The sequence below is a fragment of the Stenotrophomonas sp. G4 genome, from assembly GCF_003428825.1.
GTDB classification, from domain to species: Bacteria; Pseudomonadota; Gammaproteobacteria; order Xanthomonadales; family Xanthomonadaceae; genus Stenotrophomonas; species Stenotrophomonas indicatrix.
Window position 1 is genome coordinate 2826799 of sequence record NZ_CP031741.1, and the last position, 16996, is coordinate 2843794.

The window sequence follows — 16996 nt, forward strand, 5'->3', positions numbered from 1 at the left end:
AAAAGGCCTTGCTGCAGGACGGAATAACCAGATTCGGGTTTGCTGCGGTTTAGACGCCCTATTCAGTTCGCACCGGTATGGGCATCGCAGTCGCACAGCGTTGCCGACAGGATCGGCAAAACGTGTTACCGGAAGACACATGCGGCAACATCGGCGCGATTCCACAATCCTGAACTGGACGGTATAGTCCACCGCGTGAATCCGGCCTACCTTCCTGTCGCCCTCGACGCGCGTGATGAGCGCGTGTTCGACGCTGTGCGCGAACTGCTTGCCCAACAGGGCATGCAGATGAGCATGGACGCAGTCGCCCAGCATGCAGGCTGCTCGAAGCAGACCCTGTATTCGCGCTATGGCAACAAGCAGGCCCTGCTGCGGCGGGTGATGCAGCGCCACGTCGGCCACGCCACCGGGGCCATGCGGCGTGCACTCCGCGGTGACGACCTGCGTGGCAGCCTGCTGCAGTTCGCCACCGACTTCCTGGAGCACTTCAACCAGCCCCACGTCGGCCAGGCCTGCCGCCTGATCGCCGCCGATGCCGCACAGTTTCCCGAAGAGGCGCGTACGCTGTACCGGCATGGCGCCGGCGCGTTGACACTTCATCTTGCTGAATGGATTGAAACCGTTTGCAGTCGCGGGCTGCTGCGGCATGACGACCCGCACTTCATGGCCGAGCTGCTGCTGAGCATGATTGCCGGTCAGGATTTCGACAAACAGCGCTTCCATACCCCCCATCGTGATGACGCTGCATTGCGTCGGCGCTGGGCAGAGTTCTCCGTCGATGGCTTCCTGCGCGCGTTCGCGCCGCAGCCCTCGCCGGCCCCGTCTTCAAACCAACCCCGGAGTTCCTCCTGATGACCGCCCCACTCCGCACCCTTGCCTTGACGTGCGCCGTTGCTGTCGCCGTAGCTGCCTGCAAGAAGCCGGAACAGCCGACGCCCCCACCGCCGGAGGTGGGCGTGATCGACGCCAAGCCGCAGACCCTGCCGCTGCAGCGCGAGCTGGTCGGTCGCCTGTCGCCGTTCCGCAGCGCCGATGTGCGCGCCCGCGTGCCCGGCGTGCTGCTCAAGCGCGTCTATCAGGAAGGCAGCGAGGTCAAGCAGGGCCAGACCCTGTTCCTGATCGACCCGGCGCCCCTGCGCGCCTCGCTCAACGCCTCCGAGGCCCAGCTGGCTTCGGCCCGCGCGACCTACGCCAACGCCAAGGTCGCCGCTGACCGCGCCCGTTCGCTGGCGCCGCAGAAGTTCGTGTCCAAGGCCGACCTGGACAATGCCGAGTCGGCCGAGCGCACCGCGCTGGCCGCGGTCAAGCAGGCCGAAGCTGCGGTGACGTCCTCGCGCATCAGCCTGGGCTACACCGAAGTCACCGCGCCGATCAGTGGCGTGGCCAACAAGCAGCAGGTCACCGAAGGCGCGCTGGTCGGCCAGGGCGATGTGACCCTGCTGACCACCGTGGACCAGCTCGACCCGCTGTATGTGAACTTCTCGCTGAGCGTGGATGAACTGACCCAGCTGCGTGCGCAGCAGGCCAAGGGCACCCTGGCCCTGTCCGGCGACGGCAAGGCCACGGTCAACGTCAAGCTGGCCGACGGCAGCACCTACAGCGAGCCGGGCACGCTGGACTTCTCCTCGACCACGGTCGACCCGGCCACCGGCGCCGTCTCGCTGCGCGCAGTGCTGCCGAACCCGCAGAAGATCCTGCTGCCGGGCGCCTTCGTCAGCTTCCAGGCCAACCTGGGCGAGCGCAACAATGCCTACCTGGTGCCGCAGCAGGCCCTGCTGCGTGACACCAACGGCGGCTATGTGATGGTGGTGGGTGCCGACGGCAAGGTCGTCCGCAAGAACGTCAAGACCGACGGCGCGCAGAACGGCAACTGGCTGGTCAGCGAGGGCCTGGCCGCGGGTGACAAGGTGGTCGTCGCCGGCGTGCAGAAGGTCAAGGAAGGCACGCCGGCCACGGCCAAGCCGTGGACCCCGGGCCAGGACGCCAACGGCAAGCCTGCCGCCGGCGGCGCTGCTCCGGGCGCGCCTGCCGCAGCTCCGGCCGACGCCAAGGCACCGGCCAAGGCTGACCAGGCCGACAAGGCCGAGCCGGCCGCCACCGAATCGAACAAGCAGTAACGGGACCTTCCGTCATGCCTAAATTTTTCATCGAACATCCAGTCTTCGCCTGGGTGGTGGCGATCCTGATCTCGCTCAGCGGCGTGATCGCGATCCTCAACCTCGGCGTGGAGTCCTACCCCAACATCGCCCCGCCGCAGGTGACCGTCTCGGCCACCTACCCGGGTGCAAGTGCGGATACCACGGAGAAATCGGTCACCCAGGTGATCGAGCAGCAGCTGACCGGCATCGATCACCTGCTGTACTTCAGCTCCTCATCGGCCTCCAACGGCCGCGCCTCGATCACCCTGACCTTCGAGACCGGTACCGATCCGGACATCGCCCAGGTGCAGGTGCAGAACAAGGTCTCGCTGGCCACGCCGCGACTGCCTTCGGAAGTCACCCAGCAGGGTGTGGTGGTGGCCAAGGCCAACGCCGGCTTCCTGATGGTGGTGGCGCTGCAGTCCGATACGCCGACGATCAACCGTGACGCACTGAACGACATCGTCGGTTCGCGCGTGCTCGACCAGGTCTCGCGCATCCCCGGCGTCGGCAGCACCCAGCAGTTCGGTTCCGAGTACGCCATGAACATCTGGCTCAACCCGGAAAAGATGCAGGGCTATGGCCTGTCAGCCAGCCAGGTGCTGGCGGCGGTACGCGCGCAGAACGTGCAGTTCGCCGCCGGTGCGCTGGGCTCCGATCCGTCGCCGGAAGGCCAGCACTTCACCGCCACGGTGTCGGCCGAAGGCCGCTTCAGCTCGCCGCAGGAGTTCGAGAACATCATCCTGCGCGCCAATGCCGATGGCTCGCGCGTGCTGTTGAAGGACATCGCCCGCGTCGCCTTCGGTGCCAACAACTACGGCTTTGATACCCAGTACAACGGCAAGCCCACCGGTGCCTTCGCCATCCAGCTGCTGCCGGGCGCCAACGCCCTGAACGTGGCCGAGGCGGTGCGCGGCAAGATGGACGAGCTGCAGCCCAGCTTCCCGGCCGGCGTCACCTGGTTCTCGCCGTACGACAGCACCACCTTCGTCAAGATCTCGATCCAGGAAGTGGTCAAGACCCTGTTCGAAGCGGTGTTGCTGGTGTTCCTGGTGATGCTGATCTTCCTGCAGAACTTCCGCGCCACCCTGATCCCGACCCTGGTCATCCCGGTGGCCCTGCTGGGTACGTTCCTGGGCATGTGGATGATCGGCTTCACGATCAACCAGCTGACCCTGTTTGCGATGGTGCTGGCGATCGGCATCGTGGTCGATGACGCGATCGTGGTGATCGAGAACGTCGAACGCATCATGACCGAGGAAGGCTTGGCGCCGAAGCCGGCCACGCAGAAGGCGATGACCCAGATCACCGGCGCGGTGGTGGCCATCACCGTCGTGCTGGCGGCGGTGTTCATCCCCTCCGCCCTGCAGGGCGGTGCGGCCGGTGAGATCTACAAGCAGTTCGCCCTGACCATCGCCATCTCGATGGCGTTCTCGGCGTTCCTGGCGCTGGGCTTCACCCCGGCGCTGTGCGCCACGTTCCTCAAGCCGACGCACAACGACAACCCGAACATCGTCTACCGCACCTTCAACAAGTACTACGACAAGATCAGCCACACCTATGTGGGCCACATCACCTCCGCGGTGCGCCATGCACCACGCTGGATGATCCTGTTCGTGGTGCTGACCGCGCTGTGCGGTTTCCTGTTCACCCGCATGCCGGGCAGCTTCCTGCCTGAGGAAGACCAGGGCTATGCACTGGCGATCGTGCAGTTGCCTCCGGGCTCGACCAAGAGCCAGACCAACGAAGCGTTCGCACAGATGCGCGGCATCCTGGAAAAGCAGGATGGCTATGAAGGCATGCTGCAGGTGGCCGGCTTCAGCTTCGTCGGCTCCGGCGAGAACGTGGGCATGGGCTTCATCCGCCTGAAGCCGTGGGAAGAGCGCAAGTTCACTGCTCCGGAATTCATCCAGAACATGAACGGCGCGTTCTACGGCATCAAGGAAGCGCAGATCTTCGTGGTCAACCTGCCGACCGTGCAGGGCCTTGGCCAGTTCGGTGGCTTCGACATGTGGCTGCAGGACCGTAGTGGTGCCGGTTACGAGCAGCTGACCCAGGCCCGCAACATCCTGCTCGGCCAGGCCGCGCAGAAGCCGGACCATCTGGTCGGCGTGCGCCCGAACGGCCTGGAAAACGCCCCGCAGCTGCAGCTGCACGTGGACCGCGTGCAGGCGCAGTCGATGGGCATGTCGGTGTCGGACGTGTACAGCACCATCCAGCTGATGCTGGCCCCGGTGTACGTCAACGACTTCTTCTACGAAGGCCGCATCAAGCGCGTGACCATGCAGGCTGATGGTCCGTACCGCACCGGCCAGGAATCGCTGAAGAGCTTCTACAGCCCGTCCAGCCTGACCACCAATGCCGATGGCACCAACGCGATGATTCCGTTGAGCACGGTGGTCAAGTCCGAATGGGTCTCGGCACCGCCGTCGCTGAGCCGCTACAACGGCTACTCGGCGATCAACATCGTCGGCTCGCAGGCACCGGGCACCAGCTCGGGTGAAGCGATGCAGACCATGGAAGGCATCGTCAACGACGACCTGCCGGCGGGCTTCGGCTACGACTGGTCCGGCCTGTCCTACCAGGAAATCCTGGCCGGCAACGCCGCGACGCTGCTGCTGGTGCTGTCCATCGTGGTGGTGTTCCTGTGCCTGGCCGCGCTGTATGAAAGCTGGTCGATCCCGGTGGCGGTGCTGCTGGTGGTACCGCTTGGCGTGCTGGGCGCACTCGCCCTGTCGATGATGCGTGGCCTGCCGAATGATCTGTTCTTCAAGATCGGCCTGATCACGGTGATCGGCCTGGCCGCGAAGAACGCGATCCTGATCGTGGAGTTCGCGGTGGAGCAGCGTGCGGCGGGCAAGACCCTGCGCGATGCCACCATCGAAGCGGCGCGCCTGCGGTTCCGCCCAATCCTGATGACCTCCTTCGCGTTCATCATGGGCGTCATCCCGATGGCGATCTCCACCGGTGCCGGCGCCAACTCGCGTCACGCCATCGGCACCGGCGTGATCGGCGGCATGCTGTTCGCCACCCTGCTCGGCCTGCTGATGATCCCGGTGTTCTTCGTGGTCGTGCGCCGCATGCTGGGCGACAAGCTGGATGAACCGTCGAAGGAATTCCTCGGCCGCCAGCGTGATGCGGAAAGCGCTCACCGCCCGGATCGTTGATCCGACGGTAAGTTGAAGCGAGAAAGGCCCCGGAGCGATCCGGGGCCTTTCTTCTTTGCTGCTTTTGAATCCATGCCAACCAAGGTTGGCATCTACCAAAGCAGCGGCATGCCCGGTAGTCGCCAACCTTGGTTGGCGCTCTCCAAGGCGACGTGTCAGCGCAGCAGCGCGATCACGGCGCACACCGCCACGAGAACCAGCGCGGCCCATTGCATGGGCACGAAGAAGAAATGATGGGGTGCGGCCTCACCCTTCAGCCGCGGCGCACGGTTGAGCCACAGGCCCAGCAGCACGTTCACTGCCGCACCGATGCCACCACCCAGCAACACCTGCTGCAGCGGGATGTTGCCCTTGGGGCCGTCGTGCGGGAAGAAGTACGCCAGCAACAGGATGCCTGCGATCGGCGTCACCAGCGTCATGAAGCCCCAGCCGCGGTAGATCATGCGGTATCTCCAGAAAAACGATCCGCATTGGAGCAGCATGAATCCTGGCAGGCAAGAGGCGGACACGCCATCTGGACACCTGATTCCCGCAGCAGTCGCTCGGCGCTAGACGTTGCAGCCTGCGCGGGCTACGGCCAGTCGCAGTTGTTCTTGTAGTTGCGCCAGCGAGTGCGCCTGCGCGCTGAACAGCGGGACGTCCCAATCGGTTCCGTCGATCAGCAGGATCCGGAAGCTGCCAGAAGCATCAAACTCGGGATACCAACCGACGTCGAGCACCTTGCCGCCAGGCAACTGCCACTGCAGAAGATCTTCTTTCAACGCGTCCAGCTGTCCCAGCAAGGGCAACCCGGGATCCACATGGAAATCCAGAAACGCACCTGGCGCACTCAGCTGGTCGATGCGTTCGATCAACGCGTCCATGACTCGTTTCCTCTTCCAGTTCCTGGCCGACGGATGGGCAGAAGCACTAGGCAACGACCTCATCCACGCATGGCGTGGATCTACTGCCGCGCCGCCATTGCAGCGGCGCGGCGCAGGAAAATCAACGCAGCCCGGTTTCGTTGCGGGCGATCACCAGGCGCTGGATTTCCGAGGTGCCTTCGTAGATCTCGGTGATCTTGGCATCACGGAAGTAGCGCTCCAGCGGCATTTCCTTCGAGTAGCCCATGCCGCCATGGATCTGTACGGCCTGGTGGGTGATCCACATTGCCGCTTCCGAAGCAGTCAGCTTGGCGATGGCGGCCTCGTTGCTGAAGCGCTTGCCCTCGTCCTTCACCCATGCCGCGCGCAGGGTCAGCAGCAGCGCCGCATCCAGCTTGCACTTCATGTCGGCGATCTTCGCCTGGGTCATCTGGAAGGTGCCGATGGCCGCACCGAAGGCCTTGCGGTCCTTCACGTACTCCAGGGTTGCCTCGTAGGCGGCACGGGCGATGCCGATCGCCTGCGAGGCGATGCCGATACGACCGGCGTCAAGCACGCCCATGGCGATCTTGAAGCCCTCGCCTTCCTGGCCCAGCACGTCTTCGGGCTGCGCCACGTAATCGTTGAACTCGATCTCGCAGGTGGCCGAGGCACGGATGCCCAGCTTCGGTTCGGTCTTGCCACGGCCGAAACCGGCCTTGTCGGTGTCGATCATGAACGCGGTGATGCCTCGCGCGCCCTTGTCCGGCTCGCTCATCGCGAACAGCACGATGTACTTGGCCACCGGGCCGGAAGTGATCCAGCTCTTCTTGCCATTGATGACATAGCTGCCGTCGGCCTGCTTGACCGCGCGGCAACGCATGGCAGTTGCGTCCGAACCGGACTGCGGCTCGGTCAGCGCGAATGCACCGATGGCCTCGCCTTCGGCGATGGCGCGCACGTACTTCTGCTTCTGCGCTTCGCTGCCATGGGTCAGGATGCCGTTGCAGAACAGCGAATTGTTGACCGACATGATGGTCGAATGCGCAGCATCACCGGCGGCGACCTCCACCATCGCCAGCACGTACGCGATCGGGTCCATGCCCGCGCCACCGTATTCGGTCGGCACTTCGATGCCCATCAGGCCGTTCTCGCCCAGCAGGCGGATGTTGTCCAGCGGGAACTCACCGGTACGGTCATGGTGCTCCGCGCTCGGGGCGATCTTTTCCTGCGCGATCCGGCGCGCAACGTCCTGCAGCATCAACTGCTCTTCGGTAAAGCTGAAATCCACAACACCCTCCCGGGTACATGATGTTATGGGCCGCGCAGCGCGCGCCCAGGTTCGCCGATTGTAACGGGGGCGGCGCATTGGCGGCTGACTCGGCCCTGGCGGCGGCTTGACCGGGCAGTCCTCGTCGGCGAATATATCTCTATATCGCGATAGGTAGATGTTTATGGATCTGGAAGACTGGTCGACCCGCCTGAAGGTGTTCGCCGATGCTACCCGGGTGCGCCTGCTGGCGCTGCTGGAGCAGGAAGAACTGACCGTGGCCGAGCTTTCGGCCATTACCCGGTTGGCGCAGCCGCGGGTATCGACGCATCTGGCGCGCCTGAAGGAAGCCGGCCTGGTGCGCGATCGCCGTGCAGGCGTATCGGCGTACTACCGCTTCGACGAAGCCCAGCTGGATCCGGCGCAGCGTGCATTGTGGCATGCCCTGAGCAACGGAAGCGATGACCCGTTGCTGCGCCAGGATGCTGAACGCGTAGCTGCGGTGCTCGCCCACCGCGCGGCTGACCAGAACTGGGCCGACAGCGTGGCCGGCGACATGGAACGGCACTACTCCCCGGGCCGCACCTGGGAGGCACTGGCACGTACCGCACTGCCACTGCTGGAAACCGGCGACGTGCTGGATATCGCTTCCGGTGACGGCGTGCTGGCCGAACTGGTCGCACCGCACGCCAGGCGCTACGTGTGCATCGACACCAGCGCACGTGTAGTGGCCGCCGCCAGCGAACGCCTGCGCCGCCTGCCGAACGTGGAAGTCCGCGAGGGCGACATGCATGCCCTGCCCTTCAAGGACCGCAGCTTCGACCTGGTGGTGCTGATGCACGCCCTGACCTACGCCAGCAAACCCGCGCAGGCGGTCACCGAAGCCGCGCGCGTGCTGCGCCCGGGTGGTCGCCTGCTGCTGTGCAGCCTGGCCCGCCACGAGCACAAGGCCGCGGTCGATGCCTATGGCCATGTCAACCTCGGCTTCAGCGACAAGGAGCTGAAGAAGTTCGTCGACAAGGCCGGCCTGCAGGTCTCCAACCTGGAAACGGTCACCCGCGAAAAGCGCCCGCCGCATTTCGAAGTGATCTCGCTGATCGCCAACAAGCCCTGAGGTCGCTATGCCCGCCCTGCCCTGGCTGCACCCGCAACGCGTGGAATCGCTGCTCGCTGCCCTGCGTGATCGGATCCTGATCATCGACGGCGCGATGGGCACGATGATCCAGCGCCACGGCCTGCAGGAAGCCGATTACCGGGGCGAGCGCTTCGCCGGCGGTTACGACCACGCCCATGGGCCCGGCTGCGACCATGGCGGAACACCGGAAGGCCACGACCTGAAAGGCAACAACGACCTGCTGCTGCTGACCCGGCCGGAGATCATCGCCGGCATCCATACCGCCTACCTGGAAGCGGGCGCGGACCTGGTGGAAACCAACACCTTCAACGCCACATCGGTCAGCCAGGCCGACTACCACCTCGAACACCTGGTGTACGAGCTGAACAAGGCGGGTGCGACCGTCGCCCGTGCCTGCTGCGATGCGGTGGCGGCCACCACTCCGGACAAACCGCGCTTCGTCATCGGCGTGCTCGGCCCCACCAGCCGCACTGCTTCGATCAGCCCGGACGTCAACGATCCCGGCTTCCGCAACACCAGTTTCGATGAGCTGCGCGGCACCTACCGCGAAGCCATCGATGGCCTGATCGATGGTGGCGCCGACACGATCATGGTCGAGACCATCTTCGACACGCTCAACGCCAAGGCTGCGCTGTACGCCATCGAGGAGGCCTTCGATGCACGAGGCGCGCGGCTGCCGATCATGATTTCCGGCACCATCACCGATGCTTCCGGGCGCACCCTGTCCGGACAGACCGCCGAGGCGTTCCAGGCGTCACTCGCGCATGCACGGCCGTTGTCGATCGGCCTGAACTGCGCACTTGGCGCCGATGCCATGCGTCCGCACGTGGAAACCCTGTCGCAGGTGTCGGACTGCTACGTCAGTGCCCATCCCAACGCCGGCCTGCCCAATGCCTTCGGCGAGTACGACGAAACACCCGAGGAAATGGCCGCCACCCTGCGTGGCTTTGCCGAAGATGGTCTGCTCAACCTGGTCGGCGGCTGCTGTGGCTCCACCCCGGACCACATCCGCGCGATCGCGCTGGCGGTGGCCGGTCTGCCGCCGCGCGCCCTGCCTGCCGCCCAGGTGCAGGCGGCATGAGCATCCCGGCCCCCTCCCGCACGTCCCCCTGTTGCCGCTGAGCTACTGCCGATCATGACGTCTGTCCGCCCTACCCGCCTGTCCGGACTGGAACCACTGGTCATCACCCCGGATCTGCTGTTCGTCAATGTCGGCGAACGCACCAACGTCACCGGCAGCGCGCAGTTCCGCAAGCTGATCAAGGAAGGCCGCTACGAAGAAGCGGTGGACGTGGCCCGGCAGCAGGTAGCCAGCGGCGCACAGATCCTCGACGTCAACATGGACGAGGGCCTGATCGATTCGGAAGCGGCGATGACCCGCTACCTCAACCTGATCATGTCCGAGCCGGACATCGCGCGCATTCCGGTGATGGTCGATTCCTCCAAATGGAGCGTGATCGAGGCTGGCCTGAAGTGCCTGCAGGGCAAGAGCGTGGTCAATTCGATCTCGCTGAAAGAAGGCGAGGACGTGTTCCGCGAGCATGCGCGCAAGGTACTGCGCTACGGCGCGGCCGCGGTGGTGATGGCCTTCGATGAGAGCGGGCAGGCCGACACCTGTGCGCGCAAGGTTGAAATCTGCACCCGCGCCTATCGCCTGCTGGTCGATGAAATCGGCTTCCCGCCGCAGGACATCATCTTCGATCCGAATATCTTCGCCGTCGCCACCGGCATTGAAGAGCATGACAACTACGCGGTCGACTTCATCGAAGCCACCCGCATCATCAAGCAGACGCTGCCGCACTGCCATGTGTCCGGCGGCGTGTCCAACGTTTCGTTCTCGTTCCGTGGCAACGAAACCGTGCGCCAGGCGATCCACTCGGTGTTCCTGTACCACGCGATCGCCGCAGGCATGGACATGGGCATCGTCAACGCCGGCGCCATGCCGATCTACGACGAGCTGGAGCCGGAACTGCGCGAGCGCGTGGAGGACGTGATCCTCAACCGCCGCCGTGATGCCACCGAGCGCCTGCTTGAAATCGCCGAGCGCTACAAGGGCAGCAAGGGCGCGGCGAAGACCGAAGACCTGGCCTGGCGCGAGAAGCCGGTGGACGCCCGGCTGGCCCATGCGCTGGTGCATGGCCTGGATGCCTGGGTCGACGCCGATACCGAAGAAGCCCGGCAACGTTCCAGCCGCCCGCTGGACGTCATTGAAGGCCCGCTGATGGCCGGCATGAACGTGGTCGGCGACCTGTTCGGTGCCGGCAAGATGTTCCTGCCGCAGGTGGTGAAATCGGCACGGGTGATGAAGAAGGCAGTGGCCTACCTGCTGCCCTACATCGAAGCCGAAAAGGCCCGCAGCGGCGACACCGCCAAGAGCAACGGCAAGATCATCATGGCCACGGTGAAGGGCGATGTGCACGACATCGGCAAGAACATCGTCGGCGTGGTCCTGGCCTGCAACAACTTCGAGGTGATCGATCTGGGCGTGATGGTGCCGGCGCAGAAGATCCTCGATGCCGCCCGCGAGCACCAGGCCGACATCATCGGCCTGTCCGGCCTGATCACGCCGTCGCTGGAGGAAATGAGCCATGTCGCCCGTGAAATGCAGCGGCAGGGCTTTGACCTGCCACTGATGATCGGCGGCGCGACCACCTCGCGTGCGCACACCGCGCTGAAGATCGACCCGCACTACAAAGCGCCGACGGTCTGGGTGAAGGACGCTTCGCGTGCGGTGGGCGTGGCGCAGTCGCTGATCTCGCGCGAGCTGCGGGATGCATTCGTCGCCGCCAACGAGGCGGACTACGCCGAGATCCGCACCCGCCACCGCAACCGCGGTGACGCCAAGCGCCTGGTCTCGCTGGAACATGCACGTGCCCAGAAGTTCCAGTGCGACTGGCAGGCGTACACGCCACCCGCACCGAAGCAACCGGGCCTGCATGTATTCGATGACTACCCGCTGGCCGAACTGGTGCCCTACATCGACTGGACGCCGTTCTTCCAGGCCTGGGAGCTGGCCGGCAAGTACCCGGCCATCCTCACCGATGAGATCGTCGGCCCCCAGGCCAGCGAGCTGTACCAGGACGCGCGCGCGATGCTGGAGCGCATCGTCAACGAGAAGTGGCTGCAGGCCAAGGCCGTGTTCGGCCTGTGGCCTGCCAACAGCATCGGCGACGACGTACGCGTGCAGCATCCCGATGGCGAAGCCACCCTGCACTTCCTGCGGCAACAGGTGGACAAGCCGGCCGAACGTCCGGATTTCTGCCTGGCCGATTTCATCGCCCCGGCCGACAGCGGCAAGCAGGACTGGATCGGCGCCTTCGCAGTCACCGCGGGCATCGGCATCGACGCGCACGTGGCCCGTTTCGAGGCCGACCATGATGACTACAACGCGATCCTGCTGAAGGCCCTCGCCGACCGCTTTGCCGAAGCCCTGGCCGAACGCCTGCACCAGCGCGTACGCACCGGGTTCTGGGGCTACGACCACGCCGAAACGCTCGACAACGAAGCGCTGATCGACGAAAAGTACCGCGGCATCCGCCCCGCGCCCGGTTACCCCGCCTGCCCCGAGCACAGCGAAAAACGCCGGTTGTTCGACCTGCTGGGCGCGGAAACCAACGCCGGCATGCAACTGACCGAGAGCTTCGCGATGCTGCCGACCGCGGCGGTGTCTGGCTACTACTTCAGCCACCCGCAGAGCCAGTATTTCGTGGTCGGCCGCCTCGGTCGCGAGCAGGTCACCGACTACGCCCGCCGCAAGGGCGTGGACCGCGCCCAGGCCGAACGCTGGCTGGCCTCGAACCTGGATTACGATCCGGAATGAAAAAGGGGACGTAGGGGATCAAGTCGTTTTTGCCATAAACGACTTGATCCCCTACGTCCCCTTTATGTCTGCGACTACCAGACCAGGTCGTCGGGTACCTGGTACTGCGGATCGGCGTAAGGATCTTCCTCGGCCGGTGCATTCGGGTCGACCTTCAGCGCCACCGATGCGGCGAACACCGCTTCAGACTGGGCCAGGACTTCAGCCGTCACCAGCAGGTAGCGCCCGTTGAGCTGGACCACGCCCAGTTCACCGGCGTTGAGTGCCTTGAGCTGCTCGGCGGTGACGTAGATGCGCTTGATCTTGCCGCCATAAGGGAAGTGGCGCGCGATATCGGCCGCTTCGGCATTCAGGCTCTTGTCCTTCAGCAGTTCTTCCAGCTTCGCCTTGGCCTCGCGGCGCTGGCGGGCTTCTTCCTGCTTCAGGCGCTCGGCCTCGATGCGCTCTTCCTTTTCGCGCTGGGCACGGATCGCGTAAGCCTTGGCCAGATCCATTTCCTCGGCGGTACGCGGCTTGCGCGGCCCCTGCCCGTGGCCCTGGCCACGCTGCTGGCCGGGCTTGCCCGGGCCGCCATTGCCATGCGCCCGTCGCTCGCCGGGTTTGTGTTCGCCCTTGCCAGCGTGCTGCGGCTTTCCATTGCCAGCGCCACCCTTGCCCTGCGGGCGGCCATCACGGCGGGGGCCATCATTCTTGCGCTCGGGCTTGGGCGCGGGCTTGAAGCCCAGGCCCATCAGCTGGTCGCGGAGGGTATCGCTCATAGGATATGGATCAGTAGTGCGGCGGCGGCGGTTCGCTCGCCGGATCAGAAGAATTCAATGCATTGCGGACCTTGCCCAGGTCTTCCAGCAGCACGCGCAGGATGCCGGCATTGCGGCTGCCTTCCATGCGCGCGTCTGCAAGTGCATCGCTCAGTTCGGCCAGCGCGTGCTCCTGGAAGGACACGCGCATCTCCAGCTCGACCAGGCGCGCTTCCAGCGCCTGCTCACGTTCGGTCGGTACTTCAGACATGCAGCGAACGCCCCCGGCCAATGCCGTAATACGCGAGGCCGGCGGCCTCGACTTCGGCAGGCTCGTACAGATTGCGGCCGTCGAACACCACCGCATCCTTCAGCCGCTCGCGCAGCATCTGGAAATCGGGGCTGCGGAACTGCTTCCACTCGGTCACCACGACCAGTGCATCGGCCCCCTGCAGCGCATCGTCGGCGCTGTCACAGAACACCAGATCATCGCGCTCGCCGAAGATCCGCCGCGATTCATGCATCGCCTCCGGATCGTACGCGCGCACTGTCGCACCGGCTTCCCACAACTGGGCCAGCAGGCGGCGGCTGGAGGCCTCGCGCATGTCGTCGGTGTTCGGCTTGAACGCCAGGCCCCACACGGCGAACGTTCTGCCGCGCACGCCTTCGTCTTCGCCCTTGTCGTAGTGGCGCTGGATCAGCGCGAACAGATGCCCCTTCTGCGATTCATTGACCGCCTCCACCGCGTTCAGCAGCTTCGGCTCGAGGCCGGCCTGCTGCGCGGTGCGGGCCAGTGCCTGCACATCCTTGGGGAAACACGAACCGCCGTAACCGGCACCCGGGTAGATGAAGTGCCAGCCGATACGCGGGTCCGAACCGATGCCCTGGCGGACCTGCTCGACGTCGGCGCCCACGCGTTCGGCGATGTTGGCGATTTCATTCATGAACGAAATCTTGGTTGCCAGCATTGCATTGGCGGCGTATTTGGTCAGCTCGGCCGAACGCACGTCCATCTCCACCACGCGGTCGTGGTTGCGGTTGAACGGCGCGTACAGGCGTCGCATCACTGCGACCGACTCGGCATTGGTCGCACCGATGATGATGCGGTCTGGCCGCATGCAGTCGGCAACGGCGTCGCCTTCCTTCAGGAATTCAGGGTTGGACACCACATCGAAGGCGATATCCGCCCCACGCGCCGCCAGCTCTTCGGCAATGGCCGCACGCACCTTGTCGGCGGTGCCCACCGGCACCGTCGACTTGTTGACCACCACGGTCGGCACCGAGATGTGCCGACCGATGGTGCGGGCCACGGCCAGCACGTACTGCAGATCGGCGCTGCCATCCTCGTCCGGCGGCGTGCCCACGGCGATGAACACCACCTGGCCTTGGCCGATGGCGGTCGCCGCGTCGGTGGTGAACACCAGCCGCGACGCGGCGTGGTTGGCCTTCACCATCGGCTCCAGGCCGGGCTCGTAGATCGGGATGATGCCCCGGTTGAGGCCATCCACCTTGGCCTGGTCGATATCGACGCAGACCACCTGGTGGCCGACGTCGGCCAGGCAGGTGCCGGTCACCAGACCTACGTAGCCGGTACCAAAAATCGCAACGCGCATATCCGTGCTGACTCCGTGGTGGCTTACGGCAGAACGCCCAGCAACTCGACGTCGAAGGTCAGGGTGGCATTCGGACCGATCGGACCACCCGGGGTGCCGTTCTCGCCGTATGCCAGTTCACCCGGGATCCAGAAGCGGTACTTGGAGCCGACCGGCATCAGGGCCACGCCCTCGGTCCAGCCCTTGATGACCTGGTCCAGACCGAATTCGGCCGGACCACGGCCAGCGGAACTGTCGAACACCGTGCCGTTGAGCAGCTTGCCTTCGTAGTTCACGCGCACCTTGCTGGTCGGCAGCGGACGCTCGCCACTGCCCGGACGGATCACCTGGTACTGCAGGCCCGACGGGGTGGTCACCACACCCGGCTGGGTCTTGTTCCTGGCCAGGAACGCATTGCCTTCCTGACGGTTGGTCTGCGCTGCCTGTGCGGCCTTGGCCTGCATCTCGGCCTGCTTGGCACCCATGAACGACTGGATGGTGGCAGTGGCATCGGCTTCGGTCATCTTCGGCTGGCCCTTGCTCAGGCCAGTGTTGATCGCGTCAAACAGCGAGGCGGTATCGATATCGTCCTTCAGCTGTGCCAGCGACGGGCCCACCGAATAGGCGCCGATCATCTGCGCGACCTTGACCCGGTCGACCTTCGCCGGCTGCGAGCCCGGCGCGACGCCCGGCACCTGCTGGCCGCTACGGGCCATCACCACCTGGCGCAGGGCGGCATCGGTCGCCTTGGCCTGTTCCTGGGTGATCTGCGGCTGCAGGCCTTCGAAGGAACGTTCCACGGCAGTGCGCAGCGCGGCCGCATCGATTTCATCGGCGATCGGCGCGAACGACTTGGCCACATCCAGACCAATGGCGTAGCCGAGTTTCTGCTTGGGGGAATTCAAGGGTGCGGTCTCCTTGGCGGCCGGGGAAGCGGCCGGTTGTTGCGACAGGGCAACACCGGAGGTGCCCATCGCCAGAATCAGAACCGACGCCGCGGCGCCGCGCATTCCCATTTTCATTCGCTGCATTCCTGGAAGTGACTGGACGCCGACGTCGGCGCGAAAACACGTATTGTCGCACGCATGCCGTCGATGTCGAGGCATCCGTGCCGGCATTCAATGTGCGGCCGGTGCCGCCAGCGCCTTGTCGATGGCCGCTTTCAGCTGCGGATCATCCGGGGTGACCTTGCTGGCGAACTGGGCAATGACCGTGCCATCGCGTCCGACCAGATACTTGTGGAAATTCCAGGCCGGCGCCACGCCGGTGGCGGCGGTCAAGCGCTGATACAGCGGCGTGGCCTGCGCGCCGGTCACGTGCACCTTTTCGAACATCGGGAACTTCACACCATAGGTAAGCGTGCAGAAATCCTGAATCTGCTTTTCATCACCGGGCTCCTGCCCCTTGAAATCGTTGGACGGGAAGCCGAGCACGGCAAACCCCTTGCCGGCGTACTGCTTCTGCAGCGCTTCCAGACCCTCGTACTGCGGGGTATAGCCGCACTTGCTTGCCGTATTGACCACCAGCAGCACCTGCCCGTGGTAACGCTGCTGCAGGTTGACCTGCTGCTTGCCCGCCAGCGGCCGGTACGACAGATCCAGCAGATCGGCGGCCGAAGCGGCGGCCGACGTGGCCAGGCCCGCGGCCAGCAGGGTCAACAGGGACAGGCCGCGAAGGCGGCGCGAGGAGGCAGTCGACAAAGGCATGGGAGACGGTCCGCGGTAGCCATTCCAGGGGTCCGGCCGTGACCGGCCGGGAATCGGCCGAACTATAGCACCGGGGTCTGCACGTCTCTGGAGCGCATGCGTTGTCGCGCTTTGCACGGCGTGGCGGAAGCAGTCTGCCGCGCATCCCAGCCCGCTGCTGATGACATAGCATGGACATGACTGAATGGGAGGCCGACTGAAAACGCGCCTCCGCAGTTTCTCATTTTCGATGCATATCAAGCGGTTGAACGAATATTGCGGTGCTGTGACCACCCCTGCCATCAGTTGGGTGGGGGCAGGACTTGCACACAGGCGTGCCGGTGTTATAGTTGCATACAACACCAGTCACCTGAGACAGGGGGAACCATGAACAGCCGGATGCGTCGCAGCCTTGCCGCCCCCGCGGTCACCGCGGTATCAACCCTGTTCGTACTGGTCTGGCTGGCCATGCCGGCACCGCCGGCCGCGTCCCCCCCACCCTCTCCGAAGACAGTACGCAGGACGCAGCAGCACCCACGGCAGGGAATGCCGCTCCCTCCCCCTCCCCCCGCGTCGGCTGCACAGCTCCCTGTCCATGCCGTATTTCTCG

At 65.1% G+C, this 16996-nt stretch carries 14 protein-coding genes; 6 read left to right on the plus strand and 8 right to left on the minus strand.

Annotation, left to right across the window (positions count from 1 at the left end; genetic code table 11):
* Window positions 1–195 precede the first annotated feature (195 nt).
* Genes D0Y85_RS13095 through D0Y85_RS13105 form a run of 3 tightly spaced genes read left to right on the plus strand, consistent with a single transcriptional unit; the run spans window position 196 to window position 5305 of the window.
* Window positions 196–852 carry a TetR/AcrR family transcriptional regulator gene (locus tag D0Y85_RS13095; protein WP_117310776.1) on the plus strand — a complete coding sequence of 219 codons (657 nt, stop codon included), beginning with the start codon at window positions 196–198 and terminating at the stop codon, window positions 850–852.
* Entirely contained in the window at window positions 852–2117 is a 1266-nt protein-coding gene (locus tag D0Y85_RS13100; protein ID WP_117310777.1) for an efflux RND transporter periplasmic adaptor subunit, read from the plus strand. Before D0Y85_RS13095 ends, D0Y85_RS13100 begins: the two co-directional genes overlap by 1 nt.
* Window positions 2118–2131: 14 nt before the next feature.
* Window positions 2132–5305 carry a multidrug efflux RND transporter permease subunit gene (locus D0Y85_RS13105; RefSeq protein WP_025876842.1) on the plus strand — a complete coding sequence of 1058 codons (3174 nt, stop codon included), beginning with the start codon at window positions 2132–2134 and terminating at the stop codon, window positions 5303–5305.
* A gap of 155 nt (window positions 5306–5460) precedes the next feature.
* On the opposite strand, the gene D0Y85_RS13110 is transcribed toward D0Y85_RS13105, so the two are convergent.
* The 3 genes from D0Y85_RS13110 to D0Y85_RS13120 form a co-directional block, all read right to left on the minus strand.
* Window positions 5461–5748, minus strand: coding sequence for a hypothetical protein (locus D0Y85_RS13110; RefSeq protein ID WP_117310778.1), 288 nt, complete (start codon window positions 5746–5748; stop codon window positions 5461–5463).
* Window positions 5749–5853: 105 nt separating this feature from the next.
* Window positions 5854–6168 (minus strand): hypothetical protein, encoded by a 315-nt coding sequence (locus D0Y85_RS13115; protein ID WP_117310779.1) that lies wholly within the window; start codon window positions 6166–6168, stop codon window positions 5854–5856.
* Between the two features lie 121 nt (window positions 6169–6289).
* Window positions 6290–7438 (minus strand): acyl-CoA dehydrogenase family protein, encoded by a 1149-nt coding sequence (locus D0Y85_RS13120; RefSeq protein WP_117310780.1) that lies wholly within the window; start codon window positions 7436–7438, stop codon window positions 6290–6292.
* 163 nt (window positions 7439–7601) lie between these two features.
* Here D0Y85_RS13120 and D0Y85_RS13125 point away from each other — a divergent pair, with 163 nt between their 5' ends.
* The 3 genes from D0Y85_RS13125 to metH are packed head-to-tail and all read left to right on the plus strand — an operon-like array spanning window position 7602 to window position 12372.
* Complete coding sequence (locus D0Y85_RS13125) at window positions 7602–8531, plus strand: metalloregulator ArsR/SmtB family transcription factor (protein WP_025876836.1); 930 nt, start codon at window positions 7602–7604, stop codon at window positions 8529–8531.
* 7 nt (window positions 8532–8538) lie between these two features.
* Complete coding sequence (locus tag D0Y85_RS13130) at window positions 8539–9633, plus strand: homocysteine S-methyltransferase family protein (RefSeq protein ID WP_117310781.1); 1095 nt, start codon at window positions 8539–8541, stop codon at window positions 9631–9633.
* Between the two features lie 54 nt (window positions 9634–9687).
* On the plus strand, window positions 9688–12372 hold the full coding sequence (gene metH, locus D0Y85_RS13135) for a methionine synthase (protein ID WP_117310782.1): 2685 nt from the start codon (window positions 9688–9690) through the stop codon (window positions 12370–12372).
* 74 nt (window positions 12373–12446) lie between these two features.
* On the opposite strand, the gene D0Y85_RS13140 is transcribed toward metH, so the two are convergent.
* From D0Y85_RS13140 to D0Y85_RS13160, 5 genes are all read right to left on the minus strand, one after another.
* Window positions 12447–13130, minus strand: a complete 684-nt coding sequence (locus D0Y85_RS13140; RefSeq protein WP_117310783.1) for a DUF2058 family protein — start codon at window positions 13128–13130, stop codon at window positions 12447–12449.
* A gap of 10 nt (window positions 13131–13140) precedes the next feature.
* Window positions 13141–13380 carry a SlyX family protein gene (locus D0Y85_RS13145; RefSeq protein ID WP_025876828.1) on the minus strand — a complete coding sequence of 80 codons (240 nt, stop codon included), beginning with the start codon at window positions 13378–13380 and terminating at the stop codon, window positions 13141–13143.
* The gene (locus D0Y85_RS13150; RefSeq protein ID WP_117310784.1) at window positions 13373–14722 is read right to left on the minus strand and encodes a UDP-glucose/GDP-mannose dehydrogenase family protein; all 1350 of its coding nucleotides are present in this window, start codon (window positions 14720–14722) and stop codon (window positions 13373–13375) included. The genes D0Y85_RS13145 and D0Y85_RS13150 overlap by 8 nt, the downstream gene beginning before the upstream one ends.
* A 23-nt stretch (window positions 14723–14745) precedes the next feature.
* Complete coding sequence (locus tag D0Y85_RS13155; RefSeq protein ID WP_117310785.1) at window positions 14746–15723, minus strand: FKBP-type peptidyl-prolyl cis-trans isomerase; 978 nt, start codon at window positions 15721–15723, stop codon at window positions 14746–14748.
* A gap of 96 nt (window positions 15724–15819) precedes the next feature.
* Window positions 15820–16407, minus strand: coding sequence for a glutathione peroxidase (locus D0Y85_RS13160; protein WP_025876823.1), 588 nt, complete (start codon window positions 16405–16407; stop codon window positions 15820–15822).
* Window positions 16408–16996: the final 589 nt, after the last annotated feature.

Coding starts and splice junctions, on each gene's coding strand:
- D0Y85_RS13155 (WP_117310785.1), bottom strand. CDS start 15,723: ATGAAAATGGGAATGCGCGGCGCCGCGGCGTCGGTTCTGATTCTGGCG.
- D0Y85_RS13150 (WP_117310784.1), bottom strand. CDS start 14,722: ATGCGCGTTGCGATTTTTGGTACCGGCTACGTAGGTCTGGTGACCGGC.
- metH (WP_117310782.1), top strand. CDS start 9,688: ATGACGTCTGTCCGCCCTACCCGCCTGTCCGGACTGGAACCACTGGTC.
- D0Y85_RS13100 (WP_117310777.1), top strand. CDS start 852: ATGACCGCCCCACTCCGCACCCTTGCCTTGACGTGCGCCGTTGCTGTC.
- D0Y85_RS13125 (WP_025876836.1), top strand. CDS start 7,602: ATGGATCTGGAAGACTGGTCGACCCGCCTGAAGGTGTTCGCCGATGCT.
- D0Y85_RS13105 (WP_025876842.1), top strand. CDS start 2,132: ATGCCTAAATTTTTCATCGAACATCCAGTCTTCGCCTGGGTGGTGGCG.
- D0Y85_RS13160 (WP_025876823.1), bottom strand. CDS start 16,407: ATGCCTTTGTCGACTGCCTCCTCGCGCCGCCTTCGCGGCCTGTCCCTG.
- D0Y85_RS13145 (WP_025876828.1), bottom strand. CDS start 13,380: ATGTCTGAAGTACCGACCGAACGTGAGCAGGCGCTGGAAGCGCGCCTG.
- D0Y85_RS13130 (WP_117310781.1), top strand. CDS start 8,539: ATGCCCGCCCTGCCCTGGCTGCACCCGCAACGCGTGGAATCGCTGCTC.
- D0Y85_RS13140 (WP_117310783.1), bottom strand. CDS start 13,130: ATGAGCGATACCCTCCGCGACCAGCTGATGGGCCTGGGCTTCAAGCCC.
- D0Y85_RS13115 (WP_117310779.1), bottom strand. CDS start 6,168: ATGGACGCGTTGATCGAACGCATCGACCAGCTGAGTGCGCCAGGTGCG.
- D0Y85_RS13110 (WP_117310778.1), bottom strand. CDS start 5,748: ATGATCTACCGCGGCTGGGGCTTCATGACGCTGGTGACGCCGATCGCA.